Raw genomic sequence first — 21,069 nt, 5'->3', positions numbered from 1 at the left:
GGGCCCCCGTTCCTGACGGAGCGGGGGCCCTTCCGGCTGTGCGGGTGCGCGTCAGACGTTGACGCCGAAGTCCTGGGCGATGCCGGCCAGGCCGGAGGCGTAGCCCTGGCCGATGGCGCGGAACTTCCACTCGGCGCCGTTGCGGTACAGCTCGCCGAAGATCATCGCGGTCTCGGTGGCGGCGTCCTCGGAGAGGTCGTAGCGGGCGAGCTCGGCGCCGCCGGCCTGGTTGAGCACCCGGATGTAGGCGTTGCGGACCTGGCCGAAGCTCTGGCCGCGGCTGTTGCCGTCGTAGATCGACACCGGGAAGGTGATCCGGGTGACGTCGGCGGGCAGCGCGGCCAGGTTGACGTTGACCTGCTCGTCGTCGCCGTCGCCCTCGCCGGTGCGGTTGTCGCCGGTGTGGACGACGGTGCTGTCCGGGGTGCTGGTGTTGTTGAAGAAGACGAAGTGGCGGTCGGAGTAGACCTTGCCCTCGCCGTTCAGCACGATCGCGCTGGCGTCCAGGTCGAACTCGGTGCCGGTGGTGGTGCGCACGTCCCAGCCGAGGCCGACGGTGACCGCCGTCAGGCCGGGGGCCTCCTTGGTCAGCGAGACGTTGCCACCCTTGGTGAGGCTCACGGGCATGGTCTGTGGTGTCCCTTCGGTCGGTTTTGCCCAGAGAACGCGGGACGGGCGGCCTTTGGTTCCACGCGGGGTGCGGGGCCGTCCGACGCCGGGTCAGATTCTCGGGTACCGGCCCTGCACGGTCCAGATGTTCGGATTGTCGGCCAGGTCCTCGTGCAGCTCGGTCAGGTCGGCCAGCACGTCCTGGAGGAAGTCCCGGGCCTCCCGGCGCAGCTCGGCGTGCCGGACCACCACCGGCTCGTCGTCCGGACGCCAGGTGGCGGTGATCTCCACCCAGCCGAACCGGCGGGCGAAGCGCAGCAGTTCGGTGTTCTGGGTGAAGTCGAGGTCCTCGGTGCGGACCCGGGCCTCGCGGCTGCCGCGCGGGTCCTCGTCGAGGCGTTCGACGACGTCGCACAGCGCCCAGGCGAAGTCCAGCACCGGCACCCAGCCCCAGAGGGTCTCGACGCCGGTGCCGTCGCCGCTCTCCAGGTAGACGTCCCCGGCGAACAGGTCGTGGCGCAGCGCGCGGACCGGTGCGGTGCGGTAGTCGGTCTGCGGGGGGTCGGGGAAGCGGTTGGAGAGGGAGTAGCCGAGCTCGATCACGCCCGCCATTGTGCCGGGTTAACCAGGTGACGGGCGCCGCGCCCGGGCGGGATGATGGGCGGCATGACTGAGCCCGTGCGCGTACGGGGTTCGGTGGTCGTCCCCGACGCCGAGCTCGTCTGGCGCTTCTCCCGTTCCTCCGGCCCCGGCGGCCAGCACGTCAACACCTCCGACAGCAAGGTCGAGCTGCGCTGGGATCTCGCCGCCTCCGACGCGCTGCCGCCGGTGTGGAAGGACCGCGCCCTGGAGCGGCTGGCCTCGCGGCTGGTCGACGGGGTGCTGGTGGTGCGCGCCTCCGAGCACCGCTCGCAGTGGCGCAACCGCGAGGTCGCGGCCGCCCGGCTGGCGTCGCTGCTGGGCGAGGCCACCGCGCCGCCGCCGAAGGCCCGGCGGGCCACCAAGCCCACCCGGGGCATGATCGAGCGGCGGCTGGAGAACAAGCGGCACCGCGCCACGCTGAAGCAGGGGCGGGGTCGGGTCAAGCCGGACTAGCGGCCTCGGCTCAGCCGAGTTGGCGGTAGCCGGAGCGGAAGTAGACCAGCGGTCGGGCCGCCGGGGCGGGGACTCGCGCGGCCAGGACGCGGCCGAGCACCAGGGTGTGGTCGCCGGCCGGGATGCGCTGTTCGGTGCGGCACTCGACGGTGGCGAGCGCGCCGTCGATCAGCGGGGCGCCGGAGTGCGGGCCGCGCTGCCAGGCGGCGTCGGCGAACAGCAGGCGGTCGCTGAGCCGGCCCTTCATGGCGAACCGGGAGGCCAGCGTGCGGTGCTCCTCGCCGAGCAGCGAGACCGCCCAGGTCTCGGCCCGGGCGAGCAGGTCGTCCATCCGGGAGTCCTCGCGCACCGAGACCAGCACCAGCGGCGGCTCCAGCGACACCGACAGGAACGAGGTGGCGGTCATGCCGACGTCCTCGCCGTCCTCGGGGTCGTGCACGGTCACCAGCGAGACGCCGGCGGCCAGTTGGCCGAGGGCGGCGCGGAACTCCTCGGGAGTGGCGCCGGCGTCGGCAACGGGGGCGGGCGCGGCGGGGGAGGCGGGGGACTGTGGGGAGCTGTACACGTACCGCACGGTAGTCTCCGCGCGGGCGCAGCGGTATCGGGCCCTGGTCGTAGGTCGGATCGGTCGCTGGGCCGAGCGTGGGGGTGGTGTGCTGCCGGAAGTCGCCTGCCGGGCGTCCTGTCGTTCCCTGCCGTTTCCGAATACGATCATCACTTGATCATTATGTGATTTGAGTCACACTGACAGGCTATTGCTGACCGAGCGTGCCTATCGAAGTGCTCGCTGTGATTCAGTTCTTCTGGCAATCGGACGACACCTCTCAAGAACCATCCGAAGCAGCCGGGGAGCCCCCGCATGGAAGCCGAGTCGGAGCCCTACGTCCGCCTCGCGACCCTCCGCACCTTGCACCGGGTCGTGGCGGACCTCAACGCTGCCCGGAGCCTGGCGGGAACCCTGCAGGCGGTCGTCGAGGGAGCGGTCCACGGGCTCGGGTTCGACGCCGCCGCGGTCAGCCTGGTGCGGCCCGACGGGGACCTGGTGATCGCCGCCGTCTGGGAGATCGAGGAGAGCACCTTCGGCGGGCCCTCCGTGCTGCTCGGCCAGGTCGGCTCCCGCGAGTCCTGGGACCGGATGCTGCAGGTCGCCGACCACTGGGGCACCCTGCGCTTCCTCCCGTACGACCGCGGCTGGGCCATCGGCACCGACATCCCCACCTGGACCGGCGACGGCCCGCTGCCCGTCTACGACAACGACTGGCACCCCGCCGACGTCCTGCTCGCGCCCATGTACAGCCCCGGCGGCGACCTGCTCGGCGTCCTCTCGGTGGACCGACCGCGCAGCGGCAAACGCCCCGGCGCATGGACCCGCGAGGCACTGGAGATGTTCTCCCTGCAGGCCTCCATAGCCATCGGCAACGCCCGGCTGCGGGCCGAGATGCAGCGCGCCCTGGCCCGCCTGGAGAAGGAGCAGCAGGCCCTGCGGGCCAGCGAGGAATCCTTTCGGCAGGCCTTCGAGTACGCCCCCAGCGGCATGGCCATCACCGAACTGCACGGCGACGGCACCGGGCAGCTCACCCGCGTCAACGACGCCCTGTGCCGGCTGCTCGGCCGCCCCCGGGCCACCCTGCGCCAGCAGCGCTTCGTCGACCTGGTCCACCCCGACGACCTGGGGCTGCTGCTGCGCACCAGCGCCGAGGGCGGACGCGCCGAACTGCGGCTGTCCCGCCGCGACGGCGGCTTCCAGTGGGTGTGCCTGCGCAACTCGGTGGTCGCCGACGCCACCGAGGGCCCCAGCTTCCTGCTCACCCACGTCGAGGACATCGAGGACCGCAAGCGGCACGAGCTCCAGCTCGCCCACCGGGCCAGCCACGACGCCCTCACCGGCCTGCCCAACGGCGCCGAACTGCGGTCCCGGCTCGCCCGCCGGCTCTGTTCCCGCGCCCAGCTGCCCGCCCCCGGCGGTCCGCCCGACACCGGCCACCCGCCCTCAGGCACCGTCCAGAACGGCCCGCCGGCGTCCGGTGGCCCCGTGACCGTGGCGCACGGCTACCCGCCCCCCGACGAGGCCCTGGAGCGCGACCGGGAGGCCTTCGCGGCCGGTGAGATGCTCCGCCACGACGCCACCGCCGCGCACCACGTGCACGCCGTCGTCCCCGCCGACCCGTCGGGCGGCGAGCTCTGGCAGGGCCACCGCCGCCCCGGCCCGGAGAAGGGCCTCGCCGTCCTCTACTGCGACCTCGACGGCTTCAAGCTGGTCAACGACCGCTACGGCCACAACGCCGGCGACGCCGTGCTGATCGAGATCGCCCGCCGGCTCCAGCAGGTCGTCCGGGAGGGCGACACGGTGGCCCGGATGAGCGGCGACGAGTTCGTCGTGCTGGCCGACGCCATCGGCCGCGAGGAGGCCAAGGAACTCGCCGGGCGGCTGCGCAGCGCCATCCTGCCGCCGATGCGGATCGACAACCGGGCCGTCCGGGTCGGCGTCAGCCTCGGCATCGGCTGGGCCGGCTGCGGCATGAGCATCGACGAGGTGCTGCACTCCGCGGACGAGCGGATGTACGACGAGAAGCGCACCCGCGGCGGCACGGCCCGCGGCTCGCGCGGCGAGCGCTCGCACCGCCGGGCGGGCTGAACCGCTCCGGGTCGAACCGCTCGGCGGGCTGAACCGCTTGGTCCGGGCCGAAAGGCGACAGGTAGGGTGCCCTGGGTACGAGAGCATCCAGTCCTGGGGAGTTGACCGTGACGACCGCCGGTAACAACGACGGCGCGGGCGAGGACGACCCGTTCGCGTACCTCTACCGTCCCGCCGAGGGCGAGCAACCCGCGGCCGAGCGGCCCCGCACCGGCTACAGCCGTCCGATGGAGGTGGGCCGCGCCACCTACGGCGAGCGGCCCGCATACCCGCAGGCCCCGCCGCCCGCCGGCCCCGGGCACCCGCAGGCCGGGCCCGGCGCCGCGCCCGGGCAGGAGACCACCGCGCTGCCGCAGCAGTCGCGGTACGCCGAGCGCTCCCGGCCGCGCCCCGGTGAGGACCGGCCGGCCGGCCGCGGCAAGGCCACCGTGATCGGCGCCGTCGCGGTGGTCGCCGCGATCGCCATCGGCGCGGGCGTCGCCCTCTCCACCGGCGACCCGGACGCCGGCAAGGGACAGGCCGCCGGCAACAGCCACAGCCCGTCCGCCCCGGCCGAACCGAGCTCCTCGGGCCCGTCCAGCCCCGCGCCCAGCCCGAGCGCCGCCAACGAGCCGATCGGCGACGCCTCCACGATGCAGGCGCAGGGCGCGAACCTCGACGCGGCGGTCAAGGGCGCATCCTCCGCGGACGGCAAGTACCTGACGCTGCAAGGCGGTTCGTCGGTCACCTGGACGGTCAACTGGGACGCCGCCGGGCGGACCAAGGTCTGGCTGCACTTCAACAACACCGGAGCCGACCAGCCCGCGCAGGTCACGGTGAACGGCAAGGACCACTCGGGCGGCGTGACCTTCAAGAACTACTCGAAGGGCGGGAACCAGGACCCCGCGCAGTCCTGGTACAGCACCAACATATGGCCGGACCTGCAGGCCGGTTCCAACACCATCACGGTGACCCTGCCGGCCGGTGCGGGCACGGTGCTGCTCGACCAGATCGCGGTGACGCCGTTCTCGGTGGAGAAGTACCCCGCCAAGTGACCACCGCGACGGGGGCGCCGGGGAACACCCCGGCGCCCCCGTCGGCGTGTCAGCGGTCGGCGACCACCCGGGACAGCTGTTCGACGGTGCGGGTCATCGCGTCCCGGGCGGCGGTGAGGTACTTGCGCGGGTCGGTGGCGGCGGGGTGGGCGGCCAGGTGCTCGCGGACGGCGGCGGTGTAGGCCAGGTTGAGCGCCGTGCCGATGTTGATCTTCACCATGCCGGCCGCGACGGCCGCGGTGAGCAGCTCGTCGGGGACCCCGGAGCTGCCGTGCAGGACCAGCGGGACGGGGACGGCGGCGGCCAGGTCGCCGATCAGGTCGAGGTCGAGGGCGGCGGTGCGCGAGGTCATCGCGTGCGAGGAGCCGACGGCGACGGCCAGCGCGTCCACGGCGGTGTCGGCGACGTAGCGGGCCGCCTCCGCCGGGTCGGTGCGGGCGCCGGGCGCGTGCGCGGACAGCGGCGGCTCGCCGTCCTTGCCGCCGACCCGGCCCAACTCGGCCTCCAGGTGCAGGCCGTGCCGGTGCGCCCAGGCGGCGGCCTCGGCGGTGGCCTTGACGTTCTCGTCGTGCGGCAGCGCGGAGGCGTCGAACATCGCGGAGGAGAACCCGGCGGCGGGGGCCGCGCGCAGCAGGTCGAAGTCCTCGCAGTGGTCGAGGTGGAGCGAGACGGGGACGCGGGCAGCGGCGGCGATCTCCGCGCAGGCCCGGGCGATCGGCAGCAGACGGCCGCCGCGGTAGGCGATGGCGTTCTGGCTGAGCTGGAGCACGACGGGCGTCCCCGCGGCTTCGGCGCCGGCGGCGATCGCCTCGGCGTGCTCCAGGGTGATCACGTTGAAGGCGGGCAGTCCGCGCCGGTCGGCGGCGGCGGACGCGAGCAGGTCGGAGGTAGCGGCGAGCGGCAAGGGGGTCTCCGGGTGGGGTGAGCAACGAGGCGCAGGTTCCGCTGCTCACCCCCCGTGCAGAGCCGCCCTCGCGGGCGGTGCCGGGTCAGGCCGGGTTGCCGGCCACGGTGAAGCGGTCCGCGCCGACGATCCACTCGCCGCGGCGCATCACGGCGGCGAGCTCGTAGGTGTCGGATTCGAGGACGACCAGGTCGGCGTTCTTGCCTGCCTCCAGGGTGCCGAGGGTGTCGGCCAGGCCCATCAGCCGGGCCGGGACGGTGGACAGCGAGGTGACGGCCTGGCTCAGCGACAGGCCGAGCACGGTGACGGCGCGCCGGAAGGCGACGTCCAGGGTGAGGGTGGAGCCGGCGATGGAGCCGCCCTCGACGAGGCGGGCGACGCCGTCCTCGACCCGGACCTGGAGCGGGCCGAGCGGGTACAGGCCGTCGCCCATGCCGGCCGCGCCCATCGCGTCGGTGATCAGCGCGACGCGTTCGGCGCCGGCCGTGCCGTAGGCGAGTTCGAGCACCGAGGGGTGCAGGTGGATGCCGTCGTTGATCAGCTCGACGGTGACCCGCTCGTCCTCCAGCAGCGCCACGATCGGGCCGGGCGCGCGGTGCTGGATGCCCGGCATCGCGTTGAACAGGTGGGTGGCGACGGTGGCTCCGGCGTCGATCGCCTCCAGGGTGATCGCGTAGTCGGAGTCGGTGTGGCCGACGGCGGCGATGATGCCCTGGTCGGCGAGCATCCGGACGGACTCCAGGCCGCCCGGCAGCTCCGGGGCCAGGGTGAACATCTTCGCGTGGCCGCGGGCGGCGTCGGCGAGCTTGCGCACCAGCGCCGGGTCGGGGTCGCGCAGCAGGTCGGGGCGGTGGGCGCCGCACCGGTTGTGCGAGATGAACGGGCCCTCGAAGTGGATGCCGGCCAGGACGCCGTCCTCGACGAGTTCGGAGAGCACGGCCGCCTGGCGGCAGACCTCGTCGATCTCGCCGGTGACGGTGGAGGCCATCGTCGTGGTGGTGCCGTGCTCCAGGTGCGTGCGGGCGGCGGTGAGCGCCTCCTCGGCGACACCGGAGGCGTACGAGGCCCCGCCGCCGCCGTGCACGTGCAGGTCGACGAAGCCGGGGACGACGGTGTACCCGGTCAGGTCGAGGTCACCGGGCAGCGGGTCGCCGCCGAGGTCCGCGATGCGGGTTCCCCCGACCGTGAGCCGGCCGCCTTCGATCACCCCGCCGGGCAGGACCAGTCGGGCTCCGGCCAGTGCAGTTCGGTCCGCGGTCACGCGGTCACCTCCATGGAGAGCAGATCCCAGGCGAGCAAACCTGCGCCCAGGGACGCGGCGGTGTCTTTGAGCATGGCCGGAACGACCTTCGGGGGCATCTGGAAGGTCAGGCGCTCGGTCACCGCGGCGCGCAGCGGCGTGAAGAGGGTGTCACCGGCCTCCGCCAGCCCGCCGCCGACGATCACCGTCGACGGGTCGAGCAGGCTCTGCGCCAGCACGATGCCGTCGGCGAGCGCGTCCACCGCGTTCTGCCAGACCGCCAGGGCCGTCGGGTCGCCGGTCTCGACCGCCAGCGCGCAGTCGGCGGCGTCGGCGGTCGGGTCGCCGACGGCCTCGGCCCAGGCCCGGGACACCGCCGAGGCGGAGGCCAGGGTCTCCAGGCAGCCGCGGGCGCCGCAGCCGCACTGCGGGCCGCCGGGGCGGACCACCACGTGCCCGATCTCGCCGCCGTAGCCGTGGGCGCCGGCCTCGATCGTGCCGCCGATCCCGATCGCGCCGGCGATGCCGGTGCCGAGCGCGATGAACAGGAAACGGTCGACCCCCCGACCGGCGCCGATCCGGCCCTCGGCGAGCCCGCCGGACCGGACGTCGTGGCCGAGAGCGACCGGGATGTTGCCGAGGCGCTCGCCGAGGAGCTTGCGCATCGGCAGGTCCCGCCAGCCGAGGTTGGCGGAGAAGACCGCGATCCCGTTCTTCTCGTCGATCGTTCCCGGCACGGCGACGCCTGCCGCGAGGGGGGCGGCACCGAATCGGGTGCGGCCCTCCTGCGCCAGGTCGGCGGCGAAGTCGAGGATGGTGGCGACGACGGCATCAGTGCCGTGCTCCCGCCCGGTCGGTCGGCGTGCTTCGTACAGCACGGAGCCGTCCTGGGCGACCAGCGCGGCTTTCATGCCGGTGCCGCCTACATCGAGTGCGATGACGTGCTTCACGGGGGACAGTTTCCCTTGGCCAGGTCGAAGAGGTCTAGTCCAGTCGATCGATTGGTCTGGTCCTGAGAGGTGAGCTTTGTCGCTCTTTGCCGACTCCTGGGGGTTTTCGGGGCCTTGGCGGGCGGTCAGGCCAGGACGATCGAGCGGGTCAGGTTGCGCGGCTCGTCCGGGTTGAGACCGCGGTGCTCGGCCACCGCGACGGCCAGCTTGTGCACCCGGACCAGGTCGGCCAGCGGGTCCAGGCCGTCCGCGCCGGAGTCGGCCAGCAGCCGGCCACCGACCGCCGCCACCTCGTCGGCCAGGCCGACCGGCAGCGCGCCGAACGCCCACGCGGCGCGTCCCGGAGCGGTGATCGAGATCGGGCCGTGCCGGTACTCCATCGCCGGGTACGCCTCGGTCCAGGCCAGCGCGGCCTCGCGCATCTTCAGCCCGGCCTCCTGCGCCAGGCCGTTGGTCCAGCCGGTGCCGAGGAAGGAGATCTGCTCCAGCTCGACCAGCTCCTGCGGCACCTGCCAGGCGACGGCGCGCTCGGCGTCCGCGGCGGCCTCGGCGACGGTGGCGACACCCGCCGGGCGGGCCTCCTCCAGCTCCAGGTGGGCGCGGAGCAGGGCCAGCACGGTGGTGGCGAAGCGGGTCTGCACCACCGAGCGCTCGTCGGCGAAGCCCAGGTCGATCAGGTGGCCGGCGTCCGCGGCGACCGGCTGGTCGACGCAGGCGGTGATCGCGGTGCTCGGCAGGTCGGTGTCGGCGAGCAGCCGCAGCACCTCGGTGGTGGTGCCGGAGCGGGTGATCGCCAGCACCCGGTCGTAGCGGCGGCCGTGCGGGAACTCGGAGGCGGCGAAGGCGTCGGTCTCGCCGTGGCCGCCGGACTCGCGCAGCGCGGCGTACGCCTGCGCCATGAACCACGAGGTGCCGCAGCCGACCACGGCCACGCGCTCGCCGCGCTGCGGCAGGCCGGCCGGGCCGCTCGCCGCCAGCGCCGCGGCGGTGCGCCAGTTCTCGGGCTGGGTGGCGATCTCCTCGCCGGTCAGGGACAGGTGCGGCATGGGTGCGGACTCCTTATGACTGCCTGCGGGTGGCTGTACTTGAGGACGTGTGCACCATGAGGGGTGCGCAAAGCTGATTGTTTTATAGCCGTTTCGCGCATCACTGCGCAATGCATCGGCCATGACCGGGGTGTGCCAAGCTGTCCCGACCGGCCGCGGGGGCGCGCGTCGGCGGGTGTGGAAGGAGCGGAACGATGTCCAGGTACGAGCGGTGGAACGCACTGCTGGAACTGTTGGCCGAGCACGGCAAATTGGACGTCGAGGAGGCGGCCGGCGCGCTGGACGTCTCGGCCGCGACCATCCGGCGCGACCTCGACCAGCTGGCCCGCCAGCAGATGGTCACCCGCACCCGGGGCGGCGCGGTGGCGCACAGCGTCTCCTACGACCTGCCGCTGCGCTACAAGACCGCCCGGAACGCCGACGCCAAGCAGCGGATCGGCGCCCTGGTGGCCGGTCTGATCGCTCCCGGCGAGGTGGTCGGCCTGAACGGCGGCACCACCACCACCGAGGTGGCCCGCGCCCTCGCCGTCCGCCCCGACCTCGCCGAGCACCCCGAGAACGGCCAGAGCCTCACCGTCGTCACCAACGCCCTCAACATCGCCAACGAACTGACGGTCCGCCCACAGGTGAAGATCGTCGTCACCGGCGGCGTCGCCCGCCCGCAGTCCTACGAACTGATCGGCCCGCTGGCCGCCCAGGTGCTCGGCGAACTCACCCTGGACACCACGGTGCTCGGCGTGGACGCGATCGACGCCGACCACGGCGCCACCGCCCACCACGAGGGCGAGGCCGCGGTCAACCGACTGCTCGCCGAGAGGGCCCGCCGGGTGGTGGTCGCCGCCGACTCCACCAAGCTCGGCCACCGCGCCTTCGCCCGGATCTGCGGCCTCGACCGGGTGCACACCCTGGTCACCGACAACCAGGTCGACGACCGTCTGGCAGCCGATTTCGCCGACGCCGGGGTCACCGTTCTGAAAGCTTGAATGTCCCATTACCGGACAGTCGCTGACGGTCCATCATGCTGAGCGCAACAAGATCTGACGCTTCGATAACTTCCGCCAGGACAGGTCTGGACCGCAAACCGGTCACCTGACAGGGTCACGCTGTCACCCTATGAAAGCGGTCCATCTGTGAAGCGATCAGCGCTGCTCCCCCTGCCCATCGTCGGATCCCTGCTGCTCACCGGCTGCGGGGCCCTGGACATGTCGGGGGGTGTCACGCTCAACCTGGTCGCAGCCGACTACGGCGACAACGAGACCAACTCCAGCTCGATCTACTGGAACGACCTGGCCCGCCGCTTCGAGGCCGCCAACTCCGGCATCAAGATCCATGTCGACGTGGTCAGTTGGAACGACATCGACAAGCACCTCGCCGACCTGATCGCCAAGGGCAAGACCCCCGACATCGCCCAGACCGGCGGCTACGCCGACCAGGTCGCCGCCGACCGCCTCTACCCGGCCGGCGAGGTGCTCTCCAACAGCACCCAGGTCAACCTCCTCGACTCCTTCGCCAAGGCCGGCCAGGTGCTCGGCAGCCAGTACGGCATACCGTTCATCTCCTCCAGCCGGGTGTTCTTGTACAACAAGGACTACTTCGACAAGGCCGGCATCGCGAACCCGCCCACCACCTGGGACGAACTGCGCCGCGACGCCGAACTGATCAAGTCGAAGGTCCCCGGCGTCATTCCGTACGCGCTGCCGCTCGGCCCCGAGGAGGCCCAGGGCGAGGCGATGATCTGGACCATGAGCGGCGGCGGCGGACTCTCCGACAACGCCGGCAACTACACCATCGACAGCGCGCAGAACCGTTCCACCTTCAACTGGCTGCGCACCAACCTGGTCGAGAAGCACCTCACCTACGACGACCCGGCCAAGGTCGACCGCAAGACCGCGTTCAACGACTTCGCCTCCGGCAAGACCGCCATGCTCAACGGCCACCCCGGACTGGTCAGCAAGGCCGCCGCGGGCAAGATCCGGTACGGCACCGCGGTGATCCCGCGCAAGGACGCCGGCGTCAAGCCCTCCACCCTCGGCGTCGCCGACTGGGTCATGGCGTTCAAGGCGAACGACCACAAGGCCGAGATCAAGAAGTTCCTCAACTTCGCCTACACGAAGGAGAACACCCTCAAGTTCGACGAGCAGTACAACATGCTGCCCGTCACCCAGGACACCCTTGAGGAGATGTCCGCCAACCCCGTCCACAAGGACCTCGCCGAGTTCCTCAACGCGCTGCCCAGTGCCAACTTCTACCCGCTCGGCGACCCCTCCTGGGACAAGGTCTCCAGCATGCTCAAGCAGCGCATCGGCGAGGCCGTGCGGCCGGGCGCCGAGAGTGTCCTCGGCGAACTGCAGACCGCGGCGGCGGCCGAGGCGTCGCGGGCCCGCAAGGGCTGACGCGCCTTGGTGCTCGGGTGTCCCTCGGTGCTCTGACGGTCGGGGTGCTTAGCCTGGACGCATGGCCGAACTGACCGAACGCGACCGGGCGGTACTCGAACTGGAAGCACGCGGGTGGCGGACCGCCGGCGCCAAGGAACAGGCGATCCGGCAGGAACTCGGCATCTCCGCCACCCGCTACTACCAACTGCTCAACGCCCTCCTCGACCGGCCGGAGGCGCTCGCCCACCAGCCCGTCCTGGTCAACCGGCTGCGACGGGTACGGGAGAACCGGCGTGACGCCCGGCAGTGAGAGACGCCCGCCGGCGGCGTGCGCCAGGTAGCGTCTGGGGCATGGGAATTGCTGAGCAGATCACGTCCCAGGCAGGGCGGACCGGACTGGCGGGCCTGCTCGCCGACCCACGCTCCGCGGTCGTGGGACTCGACTTCGACGGCACGCTCGCCCCGATCGTCCGCGACCCCGGACAGGCCCGCGCCCACCCCGGCGTCGTCCCCGCCCTCACCGCGCTTGCGCCGCTGGTCGGCTCGGTCGTCGTCGTGACCGGGCGGCCCGCTGCCACCGCCGCCGCGTACGGCGGCTTCGCCGCCATCCCCGGCCTGGAGCACCTCACCGTCCTCGGGCACTACGGCGCCGAACGCTGGGACGCGCGGACCGGGGCCGTCACCGCCGCCCCGCCGCCGCCCGGGGTGGCGGCCGTGCGGGACGAACTCCCACTGCTGCTGGGCGACTTGAAGGCCGCGGAGGGTGTCTCCGTGGAGGACAAGGAACGGGCGCTGGCGGTGCACACACGGCGGGCGGACGACCCCGACGGCGAGCTCGCCCGGCTGCGCGAGCCGCTGGCCGAACTCGCCGAACGCCACGGTCTGGTGGTGGAACCCGGGCGGATGGTCCTCGAACTCCGTCCGCCGGGCGTCGACAAGGGCGTCGCGCTCCGGAAGTTCCTGGCGGAACGGGAGGCCGGCCCGGTGCTGTTCGCGGGCGACGACCTCGGGGACATCGCCGCGTACGAGGAGGTCGCCCGGCGGAGGGCGCAGGGGCACCCCGGGCTGCTGGTCTGCAGCGGTCCGGTCACCGGCGAGGCACCGGTACGCGAGCTGGCGGACCGGGCGGACCTGGTGGTGGCGGGGCCGGCGGGGGTGGTGGACCTGCTGAACGAGTTGGCGTTGCGGCTGGGGGTGTGACGGCATGGACCCGGGGAACTGCGCGACAAGCGCAAGGCCCGTCCGCAAGGTCGCGATCACGTGCAGGTCATTGTCCTGCGTCGCGATCTTGCGGACGTGGTGCGTTCCCCTTCGCGCAGTTCTCCCCCAGCCCTGGCGGGCCGGGAGGTACCCCCACGCGCCCCTGGTTGTGCTCTCCCTGGTTTCGCACCCGTTCCCTAGAGCGCGTTCAGCTGGTCGAGGAACCATTGCTGGGGCGGGAGCGCCGTCGCTGCGGCGGCCAGGCGTTTGGTGCGGTCGGCGCGGTCGGTGAGGGGCATGGCGAGGGCCAGCGCCAGCGCGTCCGCGGTGGCGATGACGTCGAAGGGGTTGACGGTGATCGCGTCGTCGGCGAGTTCCGCGTGGGCGCCGGCCTCGCGGGAGAGGACGAGGGCGCAGCCGTTGTCGGAGACGACGGGGACTTCCTTGGCGACCAGGTTCATGCCGTCGCGGACGGGGTTGACCAGGGCGACGTCGGCGAGGCGGTACGCGGCGAGGGAGCGGGGGAAGTCGTCGTTGACGTGCAGGATGAGCGGCTGCCAGTCGGCGGTGCCGAACTCGGCGTTGATGTCCTCGGCGATCCGCTGCACCGCCGCGGTGTAGTCGCGGTATTCGACGAGGTCGGTCCGCGAGGGGTAGGCGAAGGCGATGTGGACGACCCGGTCGCGCCATTCGGGGCGGGTGCGGAGCAGGTGCCGGTAGGCGAGCAGGCCGCGGACGATGTTCTTGCTGAGTTCGGTGCGGTCGACCCGGACGATGGTGCGCCGGTCGCCGACGGCTTCGCGGAGGGCGGCGAGGCGTTCGTCCACATCGGGCCGGTGGGCGCGTTCGCGCAGGAACTCGCCGTCGGCGCCGAGGCCGTGGACGCCGAGCCGGGTGGTGCGGCCGGCATGCGTGACGGCGAGGACGTCGCGGTCGACGCTCGCGCCGAGGACGGCTTCGCAGCAGTCGGCGAAGGCGAGGGCCCAGCGGCGGGTGAGGAAGGCGGCGCGGTCGGCGCCGAGGATGCCGAGGAGGACGTCGGCGGCGATGTCGTCGGGCAGCAGCCGGTAGTAGTCGGGCGGGGCCCAGGGGGTGTGCGAGAAGTGGCCGATGCGCAGGTCGGGGCGGAGTTCGCGGAGCAGCGCGGGGGCCAGTGAGAGGTGGTAGTCCTGCACCAGGACGGCCGCGCCGGGGGCGGCTTCGGCGGCGAGGGCTTCGGCGAAGGCGGTGTTGTAGGCGCGGTAGGCGGCCCATTCGTCACGGAAGTCGGCGTCGAAGGCGGGCTTGGTGGGGATGTCGTACAGCAGGTGGTGGACGAACCACAGGGTGGAGTTGGCGACGCCGTTGTAGGCGCGGGCGAAGGTCTCCGGGTCGATGTCGAGCATGCGGACGGCCTGTCCGCCGACGTCGTGGCCGGCCCGGTCGAGGCGGCCGTCGGGGGCCTGCCGGGCGGCGGTGCGGTCGGCGTCGGAGAGGGCGGCGCAGACCCAGACGGCGTTCGGGTCGTCGATCGCGGAGAGCCCGGAGACCAGGCCGCCGCCGCCTCTGCGGAGGCTCAGCGTGCCGTCGTCCTCCGTGCGGAAGGACACCGGGCCGCGGTTGGAGGCCACCAGGATCGGGGCGGCTCCGGACTGCGTGGGGCGTTCGGACGCGTGATCGGCCATACAGCCAACCTTGCCGTGTGATCAGCCGACCAAACCACCCGGCGCGGCCTGCGCCGGGTGAACAGCGGGGGGCAACCCGGCCGTGCCCAGCAAGCCGAAGGCGATCAGCAGGCCTCTGCGACCGATTACGGCCCCTCCCCGAGATGTGGGCGGGCGGTCAGCGGTTGCGGTACTCCGGGACGGTGATCATCGGGGGGCGTTCGGTGGCGGCGACGGGGTGGGTGCGGGGGGTGAAGCCGGCGGCGGTGCGGGTGTACTGGGTGAGCAGCGGGCGGACCAGGTCGGCGTCGGCCTTGAGGCGGTGGGTGCGGTCGAGGCGTTCCAGGGCGGTGCGGTAGATGGTGGCGGCCATCCGGCCGAGGGCCTGGCCGTCCTGGTGGCGGTGGTGCCGGACGCCGACGTCGACCTGGGCCAGCGCGTCCAGCCCGACCAGTTCCAACGCGTCCACCAGCAGGCCGAGTTCGACACCGTAGCCGGTCGGGAAGGGCAGTCGTTCGAGCAGGCTGCGGCGGGCCGCGTACTCGCCGCCGAGCGGCTGGACGAAGCCGGCCAGCTGCGGCCAGTGCAGGTTGAGCAGCGGGCGGGCGACCAGTTCGGTGACCCGGCCGCCGCCGGCCGGGACGATCGCGCCGTCGGCCTCGAACGGGCGGTCGTACATGGCCTTGACCAGGTGCACGGCGGGGTCGGTGAGCAGCGGGCCGACGATGCCGGAGACGAACGCCGGGTCGAATTCGCGCAGGTCGGCGTCGATGTAGCAGACGATCGCGCCGCTGCTGGCGAGCAGCGAGCGCCACAGCACCTCGCCCTTGCCGGGGGCGGCGGGCAGCCGGGGCAGGATGGCGTCCCGGTGCACCACCCGGGCGCCGGCGGCGGCCGCGGCGGCGGCGGTGCCGTCCACCGAGCCGGAGTCGACCACCAGGAGTTCGTCGACCAGCGGGACGCGTTCCATCAGCTCGGTGCGGATCGCGGTGACGATCTCGCCGACGGTGGGCTCCTCGTCGAGGGCGGGCAGCACCACGCTGACGGTGCCCGCCGGGCCGGCGGCGCGCTTGGCGACGAGCAGCCGGTCGAGCGGTCGGTCGGCGGCCGCCCAGGACCGGCGGCGCAGCCAGTCGGCCACTTCCGGCAGGACCCCGGGCTCGGGCTGCTCGGGCAAGATCTCGCTCCCTGTCTCGGTCCGTCTCGGGTGTCGGACGGGGGGGTTGGACGGCACGGGCCTTCGGTTACAGTCTTCGTACTGCGGTCGGACCTTCGCACGTCGGGGTCGCTCGCAGCGTACGACCACAACTTCACAGAGCTCATCCAGAGGGACTGAGGGAACGGCCCGTCGAAGTCCCGGCAACCCTCCCGCGCGGCCTCGCAGGCCCGGCGGGACAGGTGCCAATTCCGTCCCGGGCGCGACCGCGACCCGGGGAAGATGAGGAGAAAGGGCCTCGCCACCATGGCTGTTGACACCCCCGCACCTGCCGCCGTCGACCTCGGTCCGGCCACCGCGCTGTCCTGTCGCGAGTGCGGCACCCGCTTCCCGCTCGGCCCGAGCTTCGCCTGCCTGGAGTGCTTCGGCCCGCTGGAGATCGCCTACGACTACGCGGGACACGACGCCGAGGAGCTGCGCAAGCGGATCGAGGCCGGCCCGGCGTCGATCTGGCGCTACGCCCCGCTGCTGCCCGTCCCCGCCGACGTCGCGGGCAAGCCGAACCTGAACCCGGGCTGGACCCCGCTGGTGAAGGCCGACAACCTGGGCCGCGAGCTGGGCTTCACCGCGCAGCTGCACATCAAGGACGACTCCGGCAACCCCACCCACTCCTTCAAGGACCGGGTGGTGGCCTGCGCGATCGAGGCCGCCCGGGCGTTCGACTTCACCACGCTGTCCTGCTCCTCCACCGGCAACCTGGCGGGCGCGGTCGGCGCCGCCGCGGCCCGGGCCGGCTTCAAGTCCTGCGTGTTCATCCCGCACGACCTGGAGCAGGGCAAGGTCGTGATGGCCGGGGTGTACGGCGGCGAGCTGGTCGGCATCGACGGCAACTACGACGACGTGAACCGGTTCTGCTCGGAGCTGATCGGCGACCCGGCCGGCGAGGGCTGGGGCTTCGTCAACGTCAACCTCCGCCCGTACTACGGCGAGGGCTCCAAGACCCTGGCGTTCGAGATCTGCGAGCAGCTCGGCTGGCGGCTGCCCGAGCAGATCGTCATCCCGATCGCCTCCGGCTCCCAGCTGACCAAGATCGACAAGGGCCTGCAGGAGCTGATCAAGCTCGGCCTGGTCGAGGACCGCCCGTACAAGATCTTCGGCGCCCAGGCCGAGGGCTGCTCCCCGGTCTCCGCCGCCTTCAAGGCCGGCCGCGACGTGATCAAGCCGGTCAAGCCGGACACCATCGCCAAGTCGCTGGCGATCGGCAACCCGGCCGACGGCCCGTACGTGCTCGACATCGCCCGCCGCACCGGCGGCGCCGTCGAGGACGTCACGGACGCCCAGGTGGTCGAGGCGATCCGGCTGCTGGCCCGCACCGAGGGCATCTTCGCGGAGACGGCCGGAGGCGTCACCGTCGGCGTGCTGAAGAAGCTGGTCGAGACCGGACAGCTCGACCCGAGCAAGGAGACCGTCGCGATCAACACCGGCGACGGCCTGAAGACCCTCGACGCGGTCGCCGACTCCGGCATGACCGCCGTGATCCGCCCGACGCTGGAGTCCTTCCGCGCCGCCGGCCTCGCCTCCGCCTGATCCCCCACGTCTTCCGAGGAGCACCCCCCATGAGCGCCACCGTCCGCATCCCCACCATCCTCCGCACCTACACCGGCGGCGCCGCCGAGGTGACCGCCGAGGGCGCCACCCTGGCCGCCGTCATCGCGGACCTGGAGGCCAACCACGCGGGCATCGCGGCCCGCCTGCTGGACGACACCGGCAAGCTGCGCCGCTTCGTCAACGTGTACGTCAACGACGACGACGTGCGCTTCGCGGAGGGCCTGGAGACCGAGATCAAGGACGGCGCCTCGGTGTCGATCATTCCGGCGGTGGCCGGCGGCTGCTGACGCCGCCCCGTGCATTCGCCCTGCCGCCGTCAGGCCTCGGAATTCGATTTCCGAGCCGCCTGGCGGCGGCTTCGCGCACTGTGCCCGCCACCTGATTCCCGGATGCGGGCAGCCGTGATTACGGCCCGGCGGGTCGCTGGAATTCCCGGACCCCCGGGGGAGTAGAGTGCCGGGGAAGCCGTTCCCCTCCACGGCCCGTTCCAATCCTCGTTTTTCCCCGCACCGCACCTCGCGCAGGCCCCGCCCCGTCCCGCGCTTCGAGACATGCGCCGGACCGTTCCTTGCCCCGCCTGTCAGGCCGCCGTCAGAATTCTTCCGGCGATTTGCGGTGACACGTCCGTTATGCCCGGTGGCAATTGTCGCGCCGCATACCTTTCGCCCCGTCATATCCCCTGCGGGGCAAGGACTTTCCGCGAAATTAGGGCCTGTTGCAGAGGGCGCATATCCGGATACATTCAGCCGCGACAGAGGCTGCGCCGTACGGGGGGGATCCCCACAAGGCCGGTCTTCCAGACCTCCGGGTCCGCGTCCCGCGGATCTCTGAAGGGCCAGCACAGCACAAGGGGAGTTCGGAATGGCTCAGGGCACCGTCAAGTGGTTCAACGCCGAGAAGGGCTACGGCTTCATCGCGGTCGACGGTGGAGCGGACGTGTTCGTCCACTACAGCGCGATCCAGATGGACGGCTACCGCACCCTGGAAGAGGGCCAGCGGGTCGAGTTCGAGATCTCGCAGGGTCAGAAGGGTCCGCAGGCCGACATGGTCCGCGCCGCCGGCGCCTGACGGCCCCGGCAGACCGCACACACCACGGATCCGACCGACAGGTCCGGCCCCGGCGCGACGCGTCCGGGGTCGGGCCTGTCGGCGTTCTCCGCCCGGCCTGCGGGTTTCCCGGAAGGGGGGTCGGAGGGTGCCGAATGGGCTTGCACTCGACACCCCCGAGTGCTAATCATTGGCGTTAGCACTCACAGCGTGAGAGTGACAACGGACCGGGCCGGTGAGGCCCCGGAAGCGGTAGGGGACGAGACCCCCGCTCTCCTGGGCCGTCCGTCGCGGGCACCCCTTGGTCCGAGCAGTCGACCGTGTCCCGGAGGACCACTTCTTATGGCCAAGATCATCGCCTTTGACGAGGAAGCCCGCCGCGGCCTTGAGCGTGGCATGAACCAGCTTGCCGACGCCGTGAAGGTCACGCTCGGCCCCAAGGGCCGCAACGTCGTTCTGGAGAAGAAGTGGGGCGCCCCCACCATCACCAACGACGGTGTCTCCATCGCCAAGGAGATCGAGCTCGAGGACCCGTACGAGAAGATCGGCGCGGAGCTCGTCAAGGAGGTCGCCAAGAAGACCGACGACGTCGCGGGTGACGGCACCACCACCGCCACCGTGCTCGCCCAGGCGCTCGTCCGCGAGGGTCTGCGCAACGTCGCCGCCGGCGCCAACCCGATGGCCCTGAAGCGCGGCATCGAGAAGGCCGTCGTCGCCGTCTCCGACCAGCTGCTGGCGCAGGCCAAGGACGTGGAGACCAAGGAGCAGATCGCCTCCACCGCCTCCATCTCCGCCGCCGACACCCAGATCGGCGAGCTCATCGCCGAGGCCATGGACAAGGTCGGCAAGGAAGGCGTCATCACCGTCGAGGAGAGCAACACCTTCGGCCTGGAGCTCGAGCTCACCGAGGGCATGCGCTTCGACAAGGGCTACATCTCCGCCTACTTCGCCACCGACCTGGAGCGCATGGAGGCGAGCTTCGAGGACCCGTACATCCTCATCGCCAACTCCAAGATCTCCTCGGTCAAGGACCTCCTGCCGCTGCTGGAGAAGGTCATGCAGAGCGGCAAGCCGCTCGTCATCATCGCCGAGGACGTCGAGGGCGAGGCCCTGTCGACCCTGGTCGTGAACAAGATCCGCGGCACCTTCAAGTCCGTCGCCGTCAAGGCCCCGGGCTTCGGCGACCGCCGCAAGGCCATGCTCGGCGACATCGCCATCCTGACCGGCGGCACCGTGATCTCCGAGGAGGTCGGCCTCAAGCTCGAGAACGCCGGCGTGGACCTGCTGGGCACCGCCCGCAAGGTCGTCATCACCAAGGACGAGACCACCATCGTCGACGGCGGCGGTGACAGCGACCAGGTTGCCGGTCGCGTCAACCAGATCCGCGCCGAGATCGAGAACTCCGACTCGGACTACGACCGCGAGAAGCTCCAGGAGCGCCTCGCCAAGCTGGCCGGCGGCGTGGCCGTCATCAAGGCCGGCGCGGCCACCGAGGTCGAGCTCAAGGAGCGCAAGCACCGCATCGAGGACGCGGTGCGCAACGCCAAGGCCGCCGTCGAGGAGGGCATCGTCGCCGGTGGTGGCGTCGCCCTGCTGCAGGCCGGTGTCGCGTTCGACAAGCTGGAGCTGGAGGGCGACGAGGCCACTGGCGCCAACATCGTCCGCGTGGCCCTGGAGGCCCCGATCAAGCAGATCGCCACCAACGCCGGCCTTGAGGGCGGCGTCGTGGTCGAGAAGGTCCGCAACCTGCCCGCCGGCCACGGCCTGAACGCCGCGACCAACGAGTACGTCGACCTGATCGCCTCCGGCATCATCGACCCCGCCAAGGTCACCCGCTCCGCCCTGCAGAACGCCGCCTCCATCGCGGCGCTGTTCCTCACCACCGAGGCCGTCATCGCCGACAAGCCGGAGAAGGCCTCCGCGGCCGCCGGCGGCGGCATGCCGGGCGGTGACATGGACTTCTGATCCGGCCCTTCGGACGGATCTGTCGTTCTCACGCTGAGGGCGGTCTCCTTCGGGAGGCCGCCCTTGCGGCGTTCTTTGGGACAATGGGCGGATGGCCAGCCCCCAGATCGAAACCGCCCTGCACAACGCGCGTGCGCTGATCCTCGCCGACCTCACCGCGAGGGACGTCGCCGACGCCGCGATCGTCTCGCTGGTCGAGGACGCCGTCACCCACCGGCGGTGGTGGCTCGAACAGTGGCCGGACGGCTGCGAGTTCGTGCTCGGGCTGATCGCGCAGGACGTGCAGGACGCGCTGCTGGAGTCGTACGGGCGGTGGCCGCTCTGTTCCGCTTGCGCGGCGGAGGACGACGACCCGCACGCGCTCGGCGTGGAGCCGGAGTTGGGGGCGGATCCGCACTGGGTGTGCGGCAAGAAGGGGTTGGTCGTCGCGGCGGTGGGGGAGCTCGGCTGAGGGTGCTCACCTGCTGGGGCGCGAGCACGTGCAAGTGATTGTCTGCGTCGCGATCTTGCGGTGGGGTGCCTTCCGCTGCGCGCAGTTCCTCGCGCCCCTGTCTTCGCACCC

At 72.1% G+C, this 21,069-nt stretch carries 21 protein-coding genes and 1 riboswitch; of the genes, 12 read left to right on the top strand and 9 right to left on the bottom strand.

Features of this window, described 5'->3' with window-relative positions:
• Window positions 1-51 precede the first annotated feature (51 nt).
• Entirely contained in the window at window positions 52-627 is a 576-nt protein-coding gene (locus AMK19_RS14240; protein ID WP_073811589.1) for a TerD family protein, read from the bottom strand.
• A 93-nt stretch (window positions 628-720) separates the two neighbouring features.
• On the bottom strand, window positions 721-1,212 hold the full coding sequence (locus tag AMK19_RS14235) for a hypothetical protein (protein WP_073811750.1): 492 nt from the start codon (window positions 1,210-1,212) through the stop codon (window positions 721-723).
• A gap of 63 nt (window positions 1,213-1,275) precedes the next feature.
• Here AMK19_RS14235 and arfB point away from each other — a divergent pair, with 63 nt between their 5' ends.
• Window positions 1,276-1,704, top strand: coding sequence for an alternative ribosome rescue aminoacyl-tRNA hydrolase ArfB (gene arfB / locus AMK19_RS14230; protein ID WP_073811748.1), 429 nt, complete (start codon window positions 1,276-1,278; stop codon window positions 1,702-1,704).
• A 10-nt stretch (window positions 1,705-1,714) separates the two neighbouring features.
• Here arfB and AMK19_RS14225 read toward each other — a convergent pair whose 3' ends face one another.
• Window positions 1,715-2,269: a flavin reductase family protein gene (locus tag AMK19_RS14225; RefSeq protein WP_073811746.1), complete on the bottom strand. Its 555-nt coding sequence runs from the start codon at window positions 2,267-2,269 to the stop codon at window positions 1,715-1,717.
• A 294-nt stretch (window positions 2,270-2,563) separates the two neighbouring features.
• Here AMK19_RS14225 and AMK19_RS14220 point away from each other — a divergent pair, with 294 nt between their 5' ends.
• Together AMK19_RS14220 and AMK19_RS14215 are read left to right on the top strand one after the other, a co-directional pair.
• Entirely contained in the window at window positions 2,564-4,339 is a 1,776-nt protein-coding gene (locus tag AMK19_RS14220; protein ID WP_073811587.1) for a sensor domain-containing diguanylate cyclase, read from the top strand.
• Window positions 4,340-4,446: 107 nt separating this feature from the next.
• Window positions 4,447-5,373 (top strand): hypothetical protein, encoded by a 927-nt coding sequence (locus tag AMK19_RS14215; protein ID WP_073811585.1) that lies wholly within the window; start codon window positions 4,447-4,449, stop codon window positions 5,371-5,373.
• 49 nt (window positions 5,374-5,422) lie between these two features.
• Here the strand turns inward: AMK19_RS14215 and AMK19_RS14210 are convergent, their stop codons facing one another.
• The 4 genes from AMK19_RS14210 to AMK19_RS14195 all read right to left on the bottom strand — a co-directional run bounded on the left by AMK19_RS14210 (window position 5,423) and on the right by AMK19_RS14195 (window position 9,513).
• Entirely contained in the window at window positions 5,423-6,277 is an 855-nt protein-coding gene (locus tag AMK19_RS14210) for a class II fructose-bisphosphate aldolase (RefSeq protein ID WP_073811584.1), read from the bottom strand.
• An 85-nt stretch (window positions 6,278-6,362) separates the two neighbouring features.
• Window positions 6,363-7,538: an N-acetylglucosamine-6-phosphate deacetylase gene (gene nagA / locus AMK19_RS14205; protein ID WP_073811582.1), complete on the bottom strand. Its 1,176-nt coding sequence runs from the start codon at window positions 7,536-7,538 to the stop codon at window positions 6,363-6,365.
• A complete protein-coding gene (locus tag AMK19_RS14200) occupies window positions 7,535-8,467 on the bottom strand; it encodes an ROK family protein (RefSeq protein WP_073811581.1) in 933 nt (310 codons plus the stop codon). The genes nagA and AMK19_RS14200 overlap by 4 nt, the downstream gene beginning before the upstream one ends.
• Window positions 8,468-8,592: 125 nt before the next feature.
• Window positions 8,593-9,513 (bottom strand): SIS domain-containing protein, encoded by a 921-nt coding sequence (locus tag AMK19_RS14195; RefSeq protein WP_073811579.1) that lies wholly within the window; start codon window positions 9,511-9,513, stop codon window positions 8,593-8,595.
• 194 nt (window positions 9,514-9,707) lie between these two features.
• Here AMK19_RS14195 and AMK19_RS14190 point away from each other — a divergent pair, with 194 nt between their 5' ends.
• The 4 genes from AMK19_RS14190 (at window position 9,708) to otsB (ending at window position 13,088) form a co-directional block, all read left to right on the top strand.
• A complete protein-coding gene (locus tag AMK19_RS14190; RefSeq protein WP_073811578.1) occupies window positions 9,708-10,496 on the top strand; it encodes a DeoR/GlpR family DNA-binding transcription regulator in 789 nt (262 codons plus the stop codon).
• 147 nt (window positions 10,497-10,643) lie between these two features.
• On the top strand, window positions 10,644-11,906 hold the full coding sequence (locus tag AMK19_RS14185; protein WP_241844396.1) for an extracellular solute-binding protein: 1,263 nt from the start codon (window positions 10,644-10,646) through the stop codon (window positions 11,904-11,906).
• 61 nt (window positions 11,907-11,967) lie between these two features.
• A complete protein-coding gene (locus tag AMK19_RS14180; RefSeq protein ID WP_073811576.1) occupies window positions 11,968-12,198 on the top strand; it encodes a DUF3263 domain-containing protein in 231 nt (76 codons plus the stop codon).
• A 41-nt stretch (window positions 12,199-12,239) separates the two neighbouring features.
• The gene (gene otsB, locus AMK19_RS14175) at window positions 12,240-13,088 is read left to right on the top strand and encodes a trehalose-phosphatase (RefSeq protein WP_073811574.1); all 849 of its coding nucleotides are present in this window, start codon (window positions 12,240-12,242) and stop codon (window positions 13,086-13,088) included.
• A gap of 197 nt (window positions 13,089-13,285) precedes the next feature.
• Here the strand turns inward: otsB and AMK19_RS14170 are convergent, their stop codons facing one another.
• Together AMK19_RS14170 and AMK19_RS14165 are read right to left on the bottom strand one after the other, a co-directional pair.
• Window positions 13,286-14,752 (bottom strand): alpha,alpha-trehalose-phosphate synthase (UDP-forming), encoded by a 1,467-nt coding sequence (locus AMK19_RS14170; protein WP_073811573.1) that lies wholly within the window; start codon window positions 14,750-14,752, stop codon window positions 13,286-13,288.
• 157 nt (window positions 14,753-14,909) lie between these two features.
• A complete protein-coding gene (locus tag AMK19_RS14165; protein ID WP_073811571.1) occupies window positions 14,910-15,908 on the bottom strand; it encodes a glucosyl-3-phosphoglycerate synthase in 999 nt (332 codons plus the stop codon).
• 139 nt (window positions 15,909-16,047) lie between these two features.
• A riboswitch (SAM riboswitch) is annotated at window positions 16,048-16,176 on the top strand.
• Window positions 16,177-16,193: 17 nt separating this feature from the next.
• Between AMK19_RS14165 and thrC the strand changes: the two genes are divergently transcribed.
• The 5 genes from thrC to AMK19_RS14140 all read left to right on the top strand — a co-directional run bounded on the left by thrC (window position 16,194) and on the right by AMK19_RS14140 (window position 20,958).
• Window positions 16,194-17,474 (top strand): threonine synthase, encoded by a 1,281-nt coding sequence (thrC, locus tag AMK19_RS14160; RefSeq protein WP_143200202.1) that lies wholly within the window; start codon window positions 16,194-16,196, stop codon window positions 17,472-17,474.
• 29 nt (window positions 17,475-17,503) lie between these two features.
• Window positions 17,504-17,782: a MoaD/ThiS family protein gene (locus tag AMK19_RS14155; protein WP_073811567.1), complete on the top strand. Its 279-nt coding sequence runs from the start codon at window positions 17,504-17,506 to the stop codon at window positions 17,780-17,782.
• Window positions 17,783-18,356: 574 nt separating this feature from the next.
• Window positions 18,357-18,563, top strand: a complete 207-nt coding sequence (locus AMK19_RS14150) for a cold-shock protein (protein WP_014137493.1) — start codon at window positions 18,357-18,359, stop codon at window positions 18,561-18,563.
• A gap of 321 nt (window positions 18,564-18,884) precedes the next feature.
• The gene (gene groL, locus AMK19_RS14145; protein WP_073811566.1) at window positions 18,885-20,507 is read left to right on the top strand and encodes a chaperonin GroEL; all 1,623 of its coding nucleotides are present in this window, start codon (window positions 18,885-18,887) and stop codon (window positions 20,505-20,507) included.
• A gap of 91 nt (window positions 20,508-20,598) precedes the next feature.
• Window positions 20,599-20,958 carry a hypothetical protein gene (locus AMK19_RS14140; protein WP_073811564.1) on the top strand — a complete coding sequence of 120 codons (360 nt, stop codon included), beginning with the start codon at window positions 20,599-20,601 and terminating at the stop codon, window positions 20,956-20,958.
• The last annotated feature ends 111 nt before the right edge of the window (window positions 20,959-21,069 follow it).

It is taken from the genome of Kitasatospora sp. CB01950 (assembly GCF_001905465.1).
Classification (GTDB): Bacteria; Actinomycetota; Actinomycetes; order Streptomycetales; family Streptomycetaceae; genus Kitasatospora.
This window is presented reverse-complemented; position numbering and strand designations above follow the sequence as displayed.